This is a genomic window from Bacillus sp. KNSH39 (genome assembly GCF_052656585.1).
Window position 1 is genome coordinate 4670128 of record NZ_JBQXYO010000001.1, and the last position, 14591, is coordinate 4684718.

16 protein-coding genes are annotated in these 14591 nt (G+C 35.9%); 8 read left to right on the plus strand and 8 right to left on the minus strand.

Annotation, left to right across the window (positions count from 1 at the left end; all coding sequences use genetic code 11):
- Nucleotides 1-37 precede the first annotated feature (37 nt).
- Genes ACUL40_RS23870 through ACUL40_RS23880 form a run of 3 tightly spaced genes read left to right on the plus strand, consistent with a single transcriptional unit; the run spans nt 38 to nt 2677 of the window.
- Nucleotides 38-1348, plus strand: a complete 1311-nt coding sequence (locus ACUL40_RS23870; protein ID WP_001013053.1) for a PTS sugar transporter subunit IIC — start codon at nt 38-40, stop codon at nt 1346-1348.
- The gene (locus ACUL40_RS23875; RefSeq protein WP_000900048.1) at nt 1324-1602 is read left to right on the plus strand and encodes a hypothetical protein; all 279 of its coding nucleotides are present in this window, start codon (nt 1324-1326) and stop codon (nt 1600-1602) included. The genes ACUL40_RS23870 and ACUL40_RS23875 overlap by 25 nt, the downstream gene beginning before the upstream one ends.
- Complete coding sequence (locus ACUL40_RS23880) at nt 1592-2677, plus strand: DUF871 domain-containing protein (RefSeq protein ID WP_000440054.1); 1086 nt, start codon at nt 1592-1594, stop codon at nt 2675-2677. The genes ACUL40_RS23875 and ACUL40_RS23880 overlap by 11 nt, the downstream gene beginning before the upstream one ends.
- Nucleotides 2678-2953: 276 nt before the next feature.
- Here the strand turns inward: ACUL40_RS23880 and entC are convergent, their stop codons facing one another.
- From entC to ACUL40_RS23900, 4 genes are all read right to left on the minus strand, one after another.
- Nucleotides 2954-4345, minus strand: coding sequence for a cell wall-binding protein EntC (entC, locus tag ACUL40_RS23885; RefSeq protein ID WP_000421966.1), 1392 nt, complete (start codon nt 4343-4345; stop codon nt 2954-2956).
- Nucleotides 4346-4802: 457 nt separating this feature from the next.
- Nucleotides 4803-5957 carry an ABC transporter permease gene (locus tag ACUL40_RS23890; RefSeq protein WP_001986269.1) on the minus strand — a complete coding sequence of 385 codons (1155 nt, stop codon included), beginning with the start codon at nt 5955-5957 and terminating at the stop codon, nt 4803-4805.
- 26 nt (nt 5958-5983) lie between these two features.
- Nucleotides 5984-6658, minus strand: a complete 675-nt coding sequence (locus ACUL40_RS23895) for an ABC transporter ATP-binding protein (RefSeq protein ID WP_000609104.1) — start codon at nt 6656-6658, stop codon at nt 5984-5986.
- Complete coding sequence (locus ACUL40_RS23900; protein ID WP_000728807.1) at nt 6655-7758, minus strand: efflux RND transporter periplasmic adaptor subunit; 1104 nt, start codon at nt 7756-7758, stop codon at nt 6655-6657. Before ACUL40_RS23900 ends, ACUL40_RS23895 begins: the two co-directional genes overlap by 4 nt.
- A gap of 211 nt (nt 7759-7969) precedes the next feature.
- Between ACUL40_RS23900 and ACUL40_RS23905 the strand changes: the two genes are divergently transcribed.
- From ACUL40_RS23905 to ACUL40_RS23915, 3 genes are all read left to right on the plus strand, one after another.
- Nucleotides 7970-8704 (plus strand): YwaF family protein, encoded by a 735-nt coding sequence (locus ACUL40_RS23905; protein ID WP_000388698.1) that lies wholly within the window; start codon nt 7970-7972, stop codon nt 8702-8704.
- A 101-nt stretch (nt 8705-8805) separates the two neighbouring features.
- Nucleotides 8806-9672 (plus strand): ABC transporter permease subunit, encoded by an 867-nt coding sequence (locus tag ACUL40_RS23910; RefSeq protein ID WP_141547924.1) that lies wholly within the window; start codon nt 8806-8808, stop codon nt 9670-9672.
- 1 nt (nt 9673) lies between these two features.
- A complete protein-coding gene (locus ACUL40_RS23915; RefSeq protein ID WP_000269966.1) occupies nt 9674-10678 on the plus strand; it encodes an ABC transporter permease in 1005 nt (334 codons plus the stop codon).
- A gap of 41 nt (nt 10679-10719) precedes the next feature.
- On the opposite strand, the gene brnQ2 is transcribed toward ACUL40_RS23915, so the two are convergent.
- The 4 genes from brnQ2 to ACUL40_RS23935 form a co-directional block, all read right to left on the minus strand.
- Entirely contained in the window at nt 10720-12036 is a 1317-nt protein-coding gene (gene brnQ2, locus ACUL40_RS23920) for a branched-chain amino acid transport system II carrier protein BrnQ2 (RefSeq protein ID WP_001260934.1), read from the minus strand.
- 217 nt (nt 12037-12253) lie between these two features.
- Nucleotides 12254-12823, minus strand: a complete 570-nt coding sequence (cotJC, locus tag ACUL40_RS23925; protein ID WP_000265278.1) for a spore coat protein CotJC — start codon at nt 12821-12823, stop codon at nt 12254-12256.
- A 12-nt stretch (nt 12824-12835) separates the two neighbouring features.
- Nucleotides 12836-13099: a spore coat protein CotJB gene (gene cotJB, locus ACUL40_RS23930; protein WP_001075543.1), complete on the minus strand. Its 264-nt coding sequence runs from the start codon at nt 13097-13099 to the stop codon at nt 12836-12838.
- An 8-nt stretch (nt 13100-13107) separates the two neighbouring features.
- A complete protein-coding gene (locus ACUL40_RS23935) occupies nt 13108-13323 on the minus strand; it encodes a spore coat associated protein CotJA (RefSeq protein ID WP_000362187.1) in 216 nt (71 codons plus the stop codon).
- Between the two features lie 34 nt (nt 13324-13357).
- On the opposite strand from ACUL40_RS23935, the gene ACUL40_RS23940 reads away from it, so the two are divergent.
- Together ACUL40_RS23940 and ACUL40_RS23945 are read left to right on the plus strand one after the other, a co-directional pair.
- Complete coding sequence (locus ACUL40_RS23940; RefSeq protein WP_162837398.1) at nt 13358-13786, plus strand: VOC family protein; 429 nt, start codon at nt 13358-13360, stop codon at nt 13784-13786.
- A gap of 14 nt (nt 13787-13800) precedes the next feature.
- On the plus strand, nt 13801-14580 hold the full coding sequence (locus ACUL40_RS23945; protein ID WP_000440988.1) for a DUF2935 domain-containing protein: 780 nt from the start codon (nt 13801-13803) through the stop codon (nt 14578-14580).
- Nucleotides 14581-14591 lie beyond the last annotated feature (11 nt).

The following is a 14591-nucleotide window of genomic DNA, read 5'->3' on the forward strand; positions in this document are numbered from 1 at the left end:
CGTTCTTTTATAGTAGAGAGAAAGAGGAGGGCTATTGATGAATGGGTTTATGAGTTTTATGGAACAAAAGATTATGCCAACAACGCAAAAGATTGCAGGACAACGACATTTATTAGCAATTCGAAACGGGGTTATTTCTACATTACCGTTAACGATCGTCGGATCATTTTTTGTTATCTTTTTAAATTTACCAATTGATGCATATATGGAATGGATCGCACCGTTTCGCCATATTTTAGATATTCCATTCCGATTTACAGTAGGACTAATGGCGTTATACGCAGCGTTTGGTGTAGGGGCTTCGCTCGCGAACTTTTATCAGCTCAATCAGTTAAGTGCAGGGTTATTATCTGTACTCGCCTTTTTACTAGCATCAGTTGAACCAATTCAAATTACGAAAGCTGTACCAGGTGTTATTGATGCAGGGAGATATATTTCAGTAGGAACATTAAGTGCAACGTCTTTATTCGGCGCAATTGTTACAGCATTAATTGCAGTAGAAATTTATCATTTTATGATTAAGCATAATATCTCGATTAAATTACCAGATAGTGTACCACCAGCAGTTTCAAATTCGTTTGCAGCATTAATTCCAACATTAGCAGTTATTCTTTTATTCTGGGGCATTCGCTACGGTTTGAAATTTGATGTGAATACAACGATCACATATTTAATCGCACCATTAAAATCAGTATTAGTAGGAAATAATTTATTCGGTGGTTTATTAACAGTATTCTTAATCGTGTTTTTCTGGTCATTCGGTATACATGGACCAGCGATTTTAGGACCAATTATTCGTCCGATGTGGGATTCAGCAATTCTTGAAAATATGGAAGTATTCACGGCTACAGGAAATGCACATCAGTTACCAAACTTATTTACAGAGCAATTTATTCAATGGTTCGTGTGGATTGGCGGATCAGGCTCAACGTTAGCTTTAGTAATTATGTTTATGTTCTCTAAATCTAAGTTCCTAAAAGAGTTAGGTAGATTATCATTCGTACCAGGTTTATTCAATATTAACGAACCAATTATTTTTGGGGCACCGATTGTAATGAACCCAATTCTAATTATTCCGTTCGTTATTACACCGTTAGTGACAACGACAGTATCATATTTTGCAGTTGTTTCAGGTATGATTCCACTTATGATGGCGAAACTGCCATTTACGATGTTAGCACCAATTGCAGCGGTAATTAGTACGGACTGGACAATTATGGCTGGTGTACTTGTACTTGTTAACTTTGTCATCTCATTCGTTATTTACTATCCATTCTTCAAAATGTATGAGAAACAACAATTAGCAGGAGAGGAGAAAACAGAATGCTCGGAGCAATTATCATCTTAATTACATTCGTGGTCGGACAGTGTATTGCCCATTATTCGAAATGGGTACAAAGTAAATCTTTATTAGTGTTACTACTAGTATCAGTTTTATTTATCGGTTGTTCAATGGGTGCATATGTAATGTTAGGATTGCAATCACCGTACGTAATTATTGTACCGACAATTTTATGTGCAACGTGTTTATCTGCAAAATATAGATTTACGAGCATGGCATTAATACAACGTGTGAAGGAGATGCAAAAGCATGGAGCGTAAATTAGGAATTTCACTTTATCCAGAACATTCAACGAAAGAAAAAGATATGGCTTATATTTCCGCAGCGGCACGACACGGTTTCTCAAGAATATTTACTTGTTTATTATCTGTGAATCGTCCGAAAGAAGAAATTGTAGCTGAATTTAAAGAGATTATCAATCACGCAAAAGATAACAATATGGAAGTTATTTTAGATGTAGCTCCAGCTGTGTTTGATCAGCTTGGTATTAGTTATAGCGATCTATCATTTTTCGCAGAATTAGGCGCAGACGGTATTCGTTTAGATGTAGGTTTTGACGGATTAACGGAAGCGAAAATGACGAATAATCCGTACGGTTTAAAAATTGAGTTAAATGTAAGTAACGATATTGCGTACTTAGAAAATATTCTTTCGCATCAAGCGAATAAATCAGCTTTAATTGGTTGCCATAATTTTTATCCGCAAAAATTCACTGGTCTTCCATACGATTATTTCATTCGCTGTAGTGAACGCTTTAAAAAGCATGGTATTCGCAGTGCAGCCTTTATTACATCACATGTCGCAAACATCGGTCCATGGGATATTAACGATGGATTATGTACATTAGAAGAGCATCGTAATTTACCAATTGAAGTACAAGCGAAGCATTTATGGGCAACAGGGTTAATTGATGATGTCATTATCGGAAATGCTTATGCGAGTGAGGAAGAGTTAGAGAAACTAGGAAACTTAAATCGCTACATGTTACAGCTAAAAGTGCACTTTGTAGACGAAGCGACTGAAGTAGAGAAGAGAGCTACGCTGCAAGAATTACACGTAAGGCGCGGCGACATAACAGAGTATATGGTACGTTCTACAGAAGTACGTAAAAAGTACAAAGATTATGACTTCCCAGTGCGTGAAAGTGTGCTGCAGGAAAGAGGGCAAGTTGTAATTGGAAACAATTCATTTGGTAAGTATAAAGGTGAACTGCAAATCATTCTGAAAGAAATGCCGATAGATGAACGGAAAAATATCGTCGGTACAATTGCAGAAGAGGAGTTATTCTTACTAGATTATGTAGGAGCTTGGACGCAGTTTACTTGTGTGGAATAGGGAAGATAGGGGGCGTTCCAAATTTTGGACCGCCTTTTTAATATTAAAGTACTTTTAACGTCAAAATTTGTCGGTAAATCGATATCTCTTGTCGAATCGTTGATATATTATAAGTTACGATAGATATATTCGAAAAATCGTTGATATATTGTAGGTTACGATAGATATATTTGAAAAATCGTTGATATAATTTCATTTACTATGTTATTTTTCAGTAGTTTAATAGAGTAAAAAAAGAGCCAGTCTCAACGATGAGACTGGCTCTTTTTTTACTAACTAGTTTAATACTTTAACTGTAACTGTTTTACGTCCCCAGCTACTTGATGAACCTTTATCTGGCATTAAAACATCAATTTTATTTCCTTTAATAGCTCCACCAGTATCACCAGCAATTGCTACTCCGTAACCTTCAACCCATACTTTTGAACCTAATGGAATGACACTTGGATCAACTGCAATTAGTTTCATGTTTGGATTAGCTGTTAAGTTGTGGCCTAAAGCTGATTTTACTTGGTCGCCTGCTTTATAACCATTTTCAAGTGGATCTGCTGTGTAAGCTGTTGCTACAACACGTAACTCACGAGAAGATGATGGTGCACTTGTTTCAGTTTCTTTTGCAACAGGTTGTTGTGTAGCTGGTTTTTGAGCTTTAGCCGCTTCTTGAGCCTTAGCCGCTTCACGAGCTTCAGCTGCTTCTTGAGCCTTAGCTGCTTCACGAGCTTCAGCTGCCTCTTGAGCTTTAGCTGCTTCACGAGCTTTAGCTGCTTCTTGAGCCTTAGCCGCTGCTTGAGCTTCAGCATCTGCTTGAGCTTTAGCTGCTTCACGAGCTTTAGCTGCCTCTTGAGCTTTAACTTCTGCTTGAGCTTCAGCATCTGCCTGAGCTTTAGCTGCTTCTTGAGCCTTAGCTGCTTCACGAGCTTTAGCCGCTTCTTGAGCTTTAACTTCTGCTTGGGCTTCAGCTGCTTCGCGAGCTTTAGTTGCTTCCACTGCTTTAGCTTTTGCTTGAGTTTCAGCTACTTCCTGAGCTTTAGCAGCTTCACGAACTTTAGCTGTATCTTGAACTGTAGTCGTTTTTTCAACTTTAGCTACTGGTTGAACTTTAACTGGTGCTTTACCTGTTAAGTAAGGAACATGAACATAAGCTGTTTTTCCGTTATATTCAAATTGAATCCAATCATTTTGTACTTGGTGTGTTGTTTCAATTACATCATCTTTTTTCAACTTACCAAGAATCTCTGAGTCTGTGTTTGCCCCAGCACGTACGTTTAATACGTTTGCTGTTACGTAGTAAGTGTCTTTTGTATAGTCAGCGCTTATGAAAGCTTCTTTACCGCTATTCAATTGAACTTTTGACCAACCATTTTCTGTATGTAAAACATTTACTTTATATCCATCTAATAATTTTCCTACAACTTTTGATTCAGTAGTTGGGTTTTCTCGTACGTTTAGTACGTCAGTCGTTACGATTGTTTCTGCTTTAGCAGATGTTGTGAAAATCCCAAGACCAAAAACCGCTGCTGTTGCTATACCCATAAATTTTTTCATAATAGCCTCCATTGCATTTGTTTTCGTTGACCTCATTATAGCAACCATTATTTTCTTATTTGCGAAAAACATAAAATTACAAAGCTTTCGTAACGGGGCATTAATATTCTGTAACAATTCCATAAATATCCTGATAGCGCTTCCTTGTTGTTTTTTGGCGTATTAGGGCATATGAAACACAAAATGAGTAGTATTTCAATTACTGTAACGTTAATAATGTTACAGTAATATTTCTTGATGATATCTATAGCGTTACAAAAACAGCTTATTTTACTGTTTGAATGGAAATTTAGTTATGAAACGATAATCTTTTTAGGCGTGAAAATATATAAATGAGGTGAAATTTAATAAAATATCGATATAATTGTTACAAAATCAGTCGAAGTATGGAAAAAATTACGCCTTGATTTTCGTCTATTACATAGTATTTTTGCAATAATAGAATTAGATAATAGCCTTAGTACCTATAAATAATGAAGAGTATTAGAATGGTAGTTGTAACGTGAAACATATATAATAGAAGAAACTCAATTTAGTAGATAAATAAAAAACGCGGGAGTGTAAACTCCTACGTTTTTGTTTATTCATATCGTAAACATTCAATTGGATCCAGTTTGGCAGCTTTGTTAGCTGGCAGTAAACCGAATATAATACCGATTAACATTGAGATACCTACTGCAAGAAGTCCAAGTTCTTTTGAGACAACGAGTGGCCATCCAGCAAAGATTGAGACGATCCAAGCGAAGAAAATACCGAGCATGAATCCGATGAAACCACCAAGTCCTGTTAATATACAAGATTCGATTAAGAATTGTGTTAATACTTTACCACGTGTTGCACCAAGTGCTTTACGAATACCAATCTCACGTGTACGTTCTGTTACAGATACGAGCATGATGTTCATTACACCGATACCACCAACAAGTAAGGAGATAGCGGCAATACCACCGAATACCATTTTCATCATACCGATTGATTCGTCTAGTTGTTTCGTAAATTCACCTAAATCTTGTGCTTCGAATTTGTGCTCAAATTTAGGAGCTTTCATTTCGTTTAAGACAGAAACAGCTTGTTTTTCTACACTTTTACGTTCTGTCGGAGAGGTCATTGTTAATCTTACAGAGTCATACTCATTTACTCCTGAAATGACGGGCGCATTTTCGAGTGATGTATAACCTTCAGGCATAGGCATTCCAAAGTCATTTTTCGTTTCGTATACACCAACTATTTTATACGGCTTTCCTTTTATATCTGTGTATTGATTTGATTCCCAACCACTACTAAATAATTTGTTGAAAGCTTCTTCATTTAATATAACAGCAGGGATTGCTTGATTTAGTTCACTGTCATTTAATTCACGACCGTGAACTAATTTTATTTTCGAATCTGTCATAAAGGCGCCTGTTCCACCTTTTAAATCAAGATTTACATCTTTTGAACCAGCAGATGCTTTTACTTTCATACTTACGTCTGGATACACATCTTTAACGCCTGGTACAGTTTGCAGACGGTTTAGCATATCAGGTGTGATTTTGGCACTATCTGTTCCGTAATCAGGATTGTTGTAGTAAATCGTTACTTCGTTATCTTTTCCTTGGCCTAATTCTTTTTTAAACTTTGCGTTTGTACCATCACCCATTGAAATGATAGTAATAATGGCACTAATACCGATAATAATACCTAACATCGTTAAGATAGAACGCATTTTATGAGCAAAGATAGAGGAAAGGGCCATGCGTATATTTTCACTCGTATTCAAAATTAACCTCTCCAATCTTGGACGATATTTCCGTCACGAATTACAATTTGACGTGCTGCAGCTTCCCCGATTTCACGGTCATGGGTAATCATAATGATTGTTGAGCCTTGTTTATTTAATTCGTAAAAGAGGTCCATAATTTGTGTACTTGTTTTCGTATCAAGTGCTCCCGTCGGTTCATCGGCTAAAATGAATTTCGGGTTATTTACGATTGCGCGGGCAACGGCGACACGTTGCTTTTGACCACCGGATAATTCGTTCGGTAAGTGAGTAGCGCGATCAGCTAAACCGACTTTTGTTAAAGCGGCTAATGAGCGCTCGCGTCTTTCTTTTTTATCGACTCCAGCGTAAATAAGAGGTAGTTCTACATTTTGAAGCGCTGTAAGTCTCGGTAATAACATGAAGTTTTGGAATACGAATCCGATCTCTTTATTACGTACGTGTGCAAGTTCTGTTTCAGTCATGTTTGAAATATTTTGACCGGCTAGTTCGTACGTACCTGTCGTCGGTTTATCTAAGCAACCGATAATGTTCATTAGTGTTGATTTACCAGAACCAGAAGGTCCCATAATTGAAGTGAATTCTCCTTGGTTCAGTGTTACGTCAATTCCGTGTAATATTTGAACGGACTCTGCACCATTTTGGAAGGATTTCGTGATGCCTTTTAAGTTAATCACTGGGCGACAACCTCCATACCATCTTTTAAGTCTTTTTCAGGTTTAGAGATAATTTCCTCTCCTTTTTTCACTCCAGAAACTTTTGCTTCGCTATCAGTCTCGAATTCAACAGTAACTGCTTGTTCTTTCGCCTTACCGTCTTTTACAACGAAGACAACATTTTTGTCACCTTTTTTCACGATACTGCTTTTCGGAACAATTGTACCAGTTGCTTCGCCAGATTTACTTGTTACGTAAACGTGGAAGCCGTTTTGTAATTCGTCACTATTATCTAATGTGACAGTGAATTGATAGTTAGAAACAGTTTTATTTTCATCCATGCTCTTTAATGGTGTAGAACCGATTTCTGTTACTTTTCCTGTCCAAGTCTTACCAGCGACAGTTTTTGATGAAACAGTTACTTCTTGCCCAACTTTCATACTAGCAAGCTCATATTCAGAAATTTGACCTTTTACTTTAAATTGACCAGCGTGACGAAGAGTAATTCCGCTCATACCTGTTTTTTCGTCAGCAGTTTTTACGATATCATCAATTACGCCATCAGCAGGACTTGTTACAGAAAGATTGTTTACTTTCTCTTTTGCTGCTTTAATCATTTCATCAGCTTTTTCAACTTCAAACTTTTTCATTTCAATTTGTGATTCTAATTGCCCAACTTCGGCTTCTGATGCTTTTAATGCTTCAGCAGGAAGGCCTGCATTTTTATCTTTTTGTAATTTTTGTTTCGCTACATCAATTTGTTTTTGGAGCAACGTTACTTCTTTTTGTGCGATTTTCTTTTGCATTTCTGCTTCTGTTACACCTTGTTTCGCAGTCGGATCATTGTATTTAAATAGAAGCTGACCTTTTTTCACTTCATCGCCTTTTTTCACAGCTAATTCATATGTTCCTTTTGTTGGATCGAATGAAATAGTTTCAATTCCATTTGGAATAACTTCGCCACCAAATTTTTGCGCGTTTTGGATTTGTTTTTCGGTTACTTTATATCCGCTATATGCCATTGCTACATCTGAACCGCCACCAGCAAATGCAAAGTATGATCCAGCTGCAATTCCGATTGCTACTACACTAGTAATTAACACTTTATTTTTCTTCTTCATCTATTTATCACCTTTTCGTTCGTTTTAGTATCTACATTAAGTATAGAAGAGGTAAAGAATCTGACAAATCGTTTTAGCTTACAATAACCTTACAGTTTTGTAAGGTATGAATATGTAAATGTAAGGTAGAGGTTGTCCTAGTGTAAGCAAATGAATTGACTCGTCGTTTCTTTCTTACAATAATATTGTATGGAGGAAAGGAGGAAGGAAGATGGAAGCTTATTTTAGCGCACACCCATTAAAACCATTTATTCCATACTCAAGGCAACATGCCCTTATATTATTTATTATGTTGGTGGGGATATTTTTTCTGTATCAATACCAAGATGTATTACGTCAAAGTGAGTGGAATATAACGGTTCGATATGCAATTGCATTTTTATTTATAGGTAGTGAAATTGGGCTTCATATGTGGGAGTGGAAAGCGGGGATTTTTGAGCTAGCTACTTCATTACCGTTTGAATTATGTACGATTAGTTTATTATTAGCGTCGATTATGATCGTAACGAAAAGTTACCGCATATATGAGATTGTATTTTTCACGGGAATTATTGGTGCATCACAAGCTATTTTAACGCCAAACTTGCAGTATGCTTTTCCGCATTTTCGTTTCATTGAATATTTTATCGCGCATATATTGCTCATTTGGGCACCACTCTTTATGACTTGGGTGGAAGGCTATAGACCGACCTTGCAATCTATTAAGCGTACGATGATATTTTTAAACATATTGATTCCGCTTGTTTCGTTTGTGAATTATAAAACAGGCGGTAATTATATGTTTTTAGCTCATAAGCCAGAAACAGCTTCATTACTCGATATGTTAGGACCGCATCCTTACTATATTATTTCATTAGAACTCGCAGCGCTTATTGGGTGTTTTATTTTGTATATGCCGTTTGCAAAAAGAGAAAGGCATGCGCATAAAGAATCACTAGGATCATAACCTAGTGATTTTTTATGTTTGAATATTTATAATTCAGAAAATTAAGAATAAAATTAGAGAGTAAAATATAAAGTAAAATATAAAGAGAGAGAAGGGAAAACGTGGTCAAAAAAGTTTTTCTGAATGGGATGGAAGTGACAATTCAATTTATTATTTCGATTTTGGGGATTATTATGTTAGGGGCTCTGCCGAAATTGTTTTATGGATTTAAGCTGGATGTATCAAAGTACATACAGAGTTTAAAAGAAGTGTTTGTGAACTTAATGGATATTTCCAATTTGCAATATGTGAAAGGTAAATTTTTATTTCCGCAGCTGTTCGTCCATTATAAAGAAACGATTATTATTTTTTTAGCTGCTTTTTTTATTTCATTATTTGTAGCATTTTGTATTGTTTATGTAATTATGAGTAGTTCACCGCGTATGCAACATCGAATTAAATCATTTCTTATCTTTCTAGAATCTATTCCAGATATCCTTCTTATTTTAGTATCACAAATTTTAGTTATATGGTTTTTTAAACAAACAGGTTTTTTACCTTTTCAAATTGCTTCAATTGGAGGCGAGTCAATTAGAGGATTGCCGATACTTTGTTTGAGCATCCCGACTACGATTATGTTTGTAAAAATGGTCGTGCTTCGTTTTGAAAATGAACTAGAAAAAGATTATGTACTATTTGCTAAGGCGAAAGGGCTGGGGCGCTTTCATATTTTAAATCGTCATATTTTACGAAATGTGTTGCTTAGCACATTATTCTTTGCGAAAACGAATATCTTTTTTATGTTATCTAATTTATATATTATAGAATGGATTTTTAATACGGGTGGTATTTTTATGTTTTTGAAATCTTATTTTGGTATTAGAGTTGAGGTTTTCATCGTTAGTGTGCTTCTTATATATATTCCGATTTTTATTTTATTTAAATTGTTTCATTATCTCATTCCGGCTGCGATGAAGGAGAGATTATAATATGTGGACGTATATAAAACGTGATAAAAGATTTTGGATAAGCATTGGGTTTCTTCTCCTATTAGTTCTTTTGAGCATCGGAAATACGTTATGGAATGATGGACATATTAGACAAGTTACATTGCAATATGATGCGGATGAAAATCCACAAGTGCCACCGTTTTCACCTTCATTCCAATTTTTACTCGGGACAGATCGGAAAGGATACGACCTTTTACATTTAGTTATTGAAGGCGCGAAGTGGACGATTGGTATATCTATTTTAATTGCGGCACTTAGAATGGTAATAGGTGTGTTTTTCGGTGTCGTACTCGGAACGTATATAAAAAGAGGATTTTCAAAAATTGAGGCTTTCTTTGATAGTTTTACAGTTATTCCGACAGTTATGATTGCGTATTTTTTTCTTCAATCTGCAAATGCATTTGGAAGCGGGGAGGAAACAACAACCTTTTTTGAAAGGGCTTCGTTTCAAGTTGTCTTACTTGTAATGCTTGTAATGCCAGTTATTGCACTGTATGTTGCGAAGGAAGTTCGTAAATTGCGAACGGAGGAATTTGTTGATGCCGCACGCATATTAGGTGGATCGAGAAGACATATTGTTATAAAGCATCTTTTCCCGCACCTTTATATGACGTTTATACTTGTATTTTTTCAGCAGTTTACGCAGACTCTTACTATTTTACTGCACTTAGGGTTACTAGAAATATTCTTTGGCGGAACGGTTAAGTTTTTAGGACCGATAGAAGAAATAGAATCTTACACACATGAATGGTCAGGGCTAATTGGAGTCTATTTTAGATCTTTAACAGTGCATCCATGGATTCCTCTCGTCCCAATTACATTTTTCGGGCTTACCATTTTTTCAGGAAATATGATTGTAAAAAGTCTAGAAGAGGCGATGTTGAAAGTTCGATTAGGGGGAGAGATAAAGAAGGAAGTTGTAGAAGAGGAACAATCTGCTGTACAGTCAAAGGAAGAGTTGTTTACGTTTAAACATACGATGTGAAGAGAAAAAGAAGTAAGCATGGATTTCATGCTTGCTTCTTTTTACTTTGCAGAAACTTCACCTTCAGCTTCTGTTTGCGGAATAAAGTATCCGATTATACCACCAATTATTGCTGGAACGATCCAGCCGATTCCTAAGTTATAAAAAGGAATCGTGTGTACGATATTAGCGATAAAACTTGGTATCATTCCCACATTATCGAGTGCATGAATACAGCTAATAATGAATGCTGCGATCATTGCTCCGATGTAGACAGAAGGTTTACGTTTCGTATATTTATCGATAAATGATACGAAAATTAAAATGATTGTAATTGGGTACAAAATAATTAATACAGGTAGTGTGATTTTAATTAATAAGCTTAATCCTAAGTTTGAAATAACGAAACTAAAGATACAAACGTATAGTACGAGCTTTTTGTAAGAAACATTTGTTAATACTGTTGCGAAATAGTTGGCGAATGCACTTACAACACCAATTGCTGTTGTTAAACAAGCGAAGATAATGGCGATACTTAATAAAACATTACCGCTTGTCCCAAAGAATTGGTACATAACAGTTGCTAATAGTTGACCACCGTTCTCGAATTGTCCCAAGTTTCCGTTTGAAGCTCCGATATAACCGAGTAAGAAGTAAACAATTGTTAAGAATAGAGCAGCGATACTTCCGCAAATGATTGTATATTTCGCGATAGATTTCTTCTCTTGTATACCGTTTTGACGAATTGCATTTACAACAATTGTTGATAGTACGAGAGCGCCAATTGCATCTAACGTTAAAAATCCTTCAAGAAATCCTTTGAAAAACGGGATGTCTTTATAGTCACCGATAGGCTCTGCAAACGTTCCTGGTGAAAGAATCGCTTTTGTTGCCATAATTGCAATAATTACAAGTAAAATTGGCGTTAATATTTTACCAATATGATCTACTAGCTTGGATGGATTTAATGATAAGAAGTAAACGACTGTAAAGAAAATCGCACTAAAAACTAACATAGAATACCATTGATCTGGGAAAAGTGGTGCAATCCCAATTTCATAAGATACAGATCCAGTTCGTGGAATAACAAATAGTGGGCCGATTGAAAGATAAATAATGATAGCGAATACTGCTGCGAATTTTGGATGAACACGGCTCGCTAAAGTGTTAAAACTACCACCAGCAAGGGCAACAGCAACGATAGCAAGTAAAGATAAACCGACGTCTGTAATAATAAACCCTGTAATGGAAACCCACATATTTTCTCCGGAAGAAAGACCAAGAAGGGGCGGGAAAATCATATTACCAGCACCGAAGAAAACTGCGAATAGTAATAAACTAATCGAAAGTATTTGCGCTGGTTTCAAAGTTGTACGCATATAAAGAAAATCCTCCTAATGAGTATTTTTGTCGAAAATTCAAATAATTTGTCGAGTAACTGTTATTATTTTAAAGGTCTGATGACTAGAAAGCAATAGGGAATTTTGAAAAAATTAAAAAATAATGCATTAAATCGAATAAATATACTATTTGTATGTTTAATAGGGAGGATTTAACTTTTAACGTAAAAAAACACATATCGCTAGGATATGTGTATTAAAAATATATTTTTCTATCGCGTTCTTCTTTTAAAATTTCAACGGCTTCTCGGAAGCGTTGTGAATGGACAATTTCTCGTTCGCGTAAAAAGCGTAAGCTGTCATTTATGTCGGGATCGTCAGATTGGTTGATAAGCCATTGATATGTGGCACGCGCTTTTTCTTCAGCCGCAATATCTTCGTATAGGTCGGCAATTGGATCACCTTTAGCTTGTATATAGGTTGCAGTAAATGGAACACCAGCTGCGTTATGGTAATGAAGTGCGCTGTCATGATCGACGTAATGAGGGTCGAGACCAGCTGCCTTCATCTGTTCAGGAGTCGCATCTTTTGTCAGCTTATAAACCATCGTAGCAATCATTTCAAGATGCGCAAATTCTTCTGTACCAATATCGGTAAGGAGGCCAATGACTTTATCCGGGATTGTATAACGCTGATTTAAGTAACGTAGTGCAGCAGCTAATTCTCCATCTGCACCACCGTATTGCTCAATTAATAATTTTGCAAGTGCTGGATTACAAGTTCCTACTTTAACAGGGTATTGTAATTTTTTTTCATAAATCCACATAGTTTCTCTCCTTTATATTTGCCATGGCCAAGGACCTTTGCTCCATTCCCAAGGGGCATTAGAATAGCTATTTCCATACTGTTGAAGCGGTCCATATTTTTCTTCCATCTGTTGTTTTAATACTCTTCGTTTATAGGAAAAATCATTAAATTGGTTAATAGCTGCTGTATCGTCTGGGTGGGTGTCTAAGTAAAGGGTTAGTTCAACTAATACAAAGTCTAATTCTTGGAGATTCTCTAAAAGTCGATAATACTCTTCTGGTAGTGGCTGGTTCACGTCAGTAGTCACCGCCCTTTTTTATAAGGATTTTCGTAATAATCATAAAAGATAGGCCATAAGGTTCCTTTTTGTAGTGCTTCTTTCGGTGAGAATTGTGGTAAATTTGGCGGTTGAAAACCTAAATATAAATTAGGAGGGGTAGAGTAATATTTTTTACCAATAGGAGGACAAGGATCTTGAGGACTATGATATGGCACATATGATTTCATATATTTATCCATTAATAAACCTCCCTATATTCTTCATCACTACGTATTGTATTCAGACATAATAGGCCTTTATGACACATATAAAAAAGTAATAGGTACGGGGGGAATGAATGTGGAGAATGTGAAACAATTCATTGTATTGGAAGTGAAAAACTTAAAGGAAACTTTGTATTTTTATGAAGGGATTTTAGGAATCAAGCCTAGTTTAGAAAGACCCCAATTAGATGTAACAGGGGTTTGGTATGATGCTGATTCAATGAGAGTTAGTTTTGTAATGAATCGTAGTTTGGGTGGGCGGGAGAAGAGTGTTACGGATTCGGTTGATGTACTAATGTTTTCAATTTCTAACATAGAGAACTTAAAGAAGAGGTTAGTGTTTTATAAAATTGCATATACAGAAAACAAAAGTGAGAAGAGTATTGTAGTACAAGACCCAGATGGATATAAAATTCAAGTGATAGAGAAGGACGAATAAACGGAGGGGATTTAGTGGAGAGGAATTATGAAGAAAGTGCATTGTTTGAGCATCAATTTTGGCTAAAGGTGCTTACTGATCATTCGCAATTTTTACTTGATGCATTAGCTCCGAAGGAAAAAGAGGATATAAAAAAGGCCACTTATTTTGTTGAAACATTTACGAATCTGTTAAATAAAGTTCGTAATGTGAATCTCATTGCGTTTTCAAAAGAGGCAGAACGAGCCGCAAAGGAAATACGAACGTTTAAATTAAGTATTATACAGAAACAACTCGAGGGAAAAATCACTATTCATTTTACGCCAACTTTCATCAATCATATGGTAAACGAAGTAGAAGAGTATATAACAGTGTTAGAATTTTTAAATAAAGGAGAAGTTCCGCCTGTTTTTCATGAATTACATTATCATCTCGTTTGGTTAACGGATGCGGCTGGCCATGCAGGGTCTATTTCTGGTGGATTAGATCTTGTTGAAAAAAGATTAAAAGAGAAAAGCGAAGAATTTACGAAGCACTTTGAACAATTTTACTTAAAGGCAGTTGAAATGACGGGGTATTTACGGACAGAGCTTCATCATTTTCCTGCATTAAAGAAGTTTACAAAAGATGTTTCACTTGAGTTAAAATTATTTTCGCATTTTCTCCATGAGGTCGAAGAGCTGGAGTTATCGAATGAAATATTAAGTGCATTATCTGCTAGAATGGCGGATCATATGGCAAGAGAAGAATGTTATTACTTATTAAAATTAGCGCAATCGTCTGGACTTGAGATGCCAAAATGTAATCCGCTTTAAAGAGAAAAGAG

Excerpts from the sequence above, each read along its gene's own strand:
- cotJC (WP_000265278.1), bottom strand. The coding sequence starts at position 12,823 with ATGTGGATTTATGAAAAAAAATTACAATACCCTGTTAAAGTAGGAACT.
- ACUL40_RS23870 (WP_001013053.1), top strand. The coding sequence starts at position 38 with ATGAATGGGTTTATGAGTTTTATGGAACAAAAGATTATGCCAACAACG.
- ACUL40_RS23905 (WP_000388698.1), top strand. The coding sequence starts at position 7,970 with ATGGAAGCTTATTTTAGCGCACACCCATTAAAACCATTTATTCCATAC.
- ACUL40_RS23935 (WP_000362187.1), bottom strand. The coding sequence starts at position 13,323 with ATGGATAAATATATGAAATCATATGTGCCATATCATAGTCCTCAAGAT.
- brnQ2 (WP_001260934.1), bottom strand. The coding sequence starts at position 12,036 with ATGCGTACAACTTTGAAACCAGCGCAAATACTTTCGATTAGTTTATTA.
- entC (WP_000421966.1), bottom strand. The coding sequence starts at position 4,345 with ATGGAATTGTTACAGAATATTAATGCCCCGTTACGAAAGCTTTGTAAT.
- ACUL40_RS23880 (WP_000440054.1), top strand. The coding sequence starts at position 1,592 with ATGGAGCGTAAATTAGGAATTTCACTTTATCCAGAACATTCAACGAAA.
- ACUL40_RS23875 (WP_000900048.1), top strand. The coding sequence starts at position 1,324 with ATGCTCGGAGCAATTATCATCTTAATTACATTCGTGGTCGGACAGTGT.
- ACUL40_RS23915 (WP_000269966.1), top strand. The coding sequence starts at position 9,674 with ATGTGGACGTATATAAAACGTGATAAAAGATTTTGGATAAGCATTGGG.
- ACUL40_RS23890 (WP_001986269.1), bottom strand. The coding sequence starts at position 5,957 with ATGGCCCTTTCCTCTATCTTTGCTCATAAAATGCGTTCTATCTTAACG.
- ACUL40_RS23900 (WP_000728807.1), bottom strand. The coding sequence starts at position 7,758 with ATGAAGAAGAAAAATAAAGTGTTAATTACTAGTGTAGTAGCAATCGGA.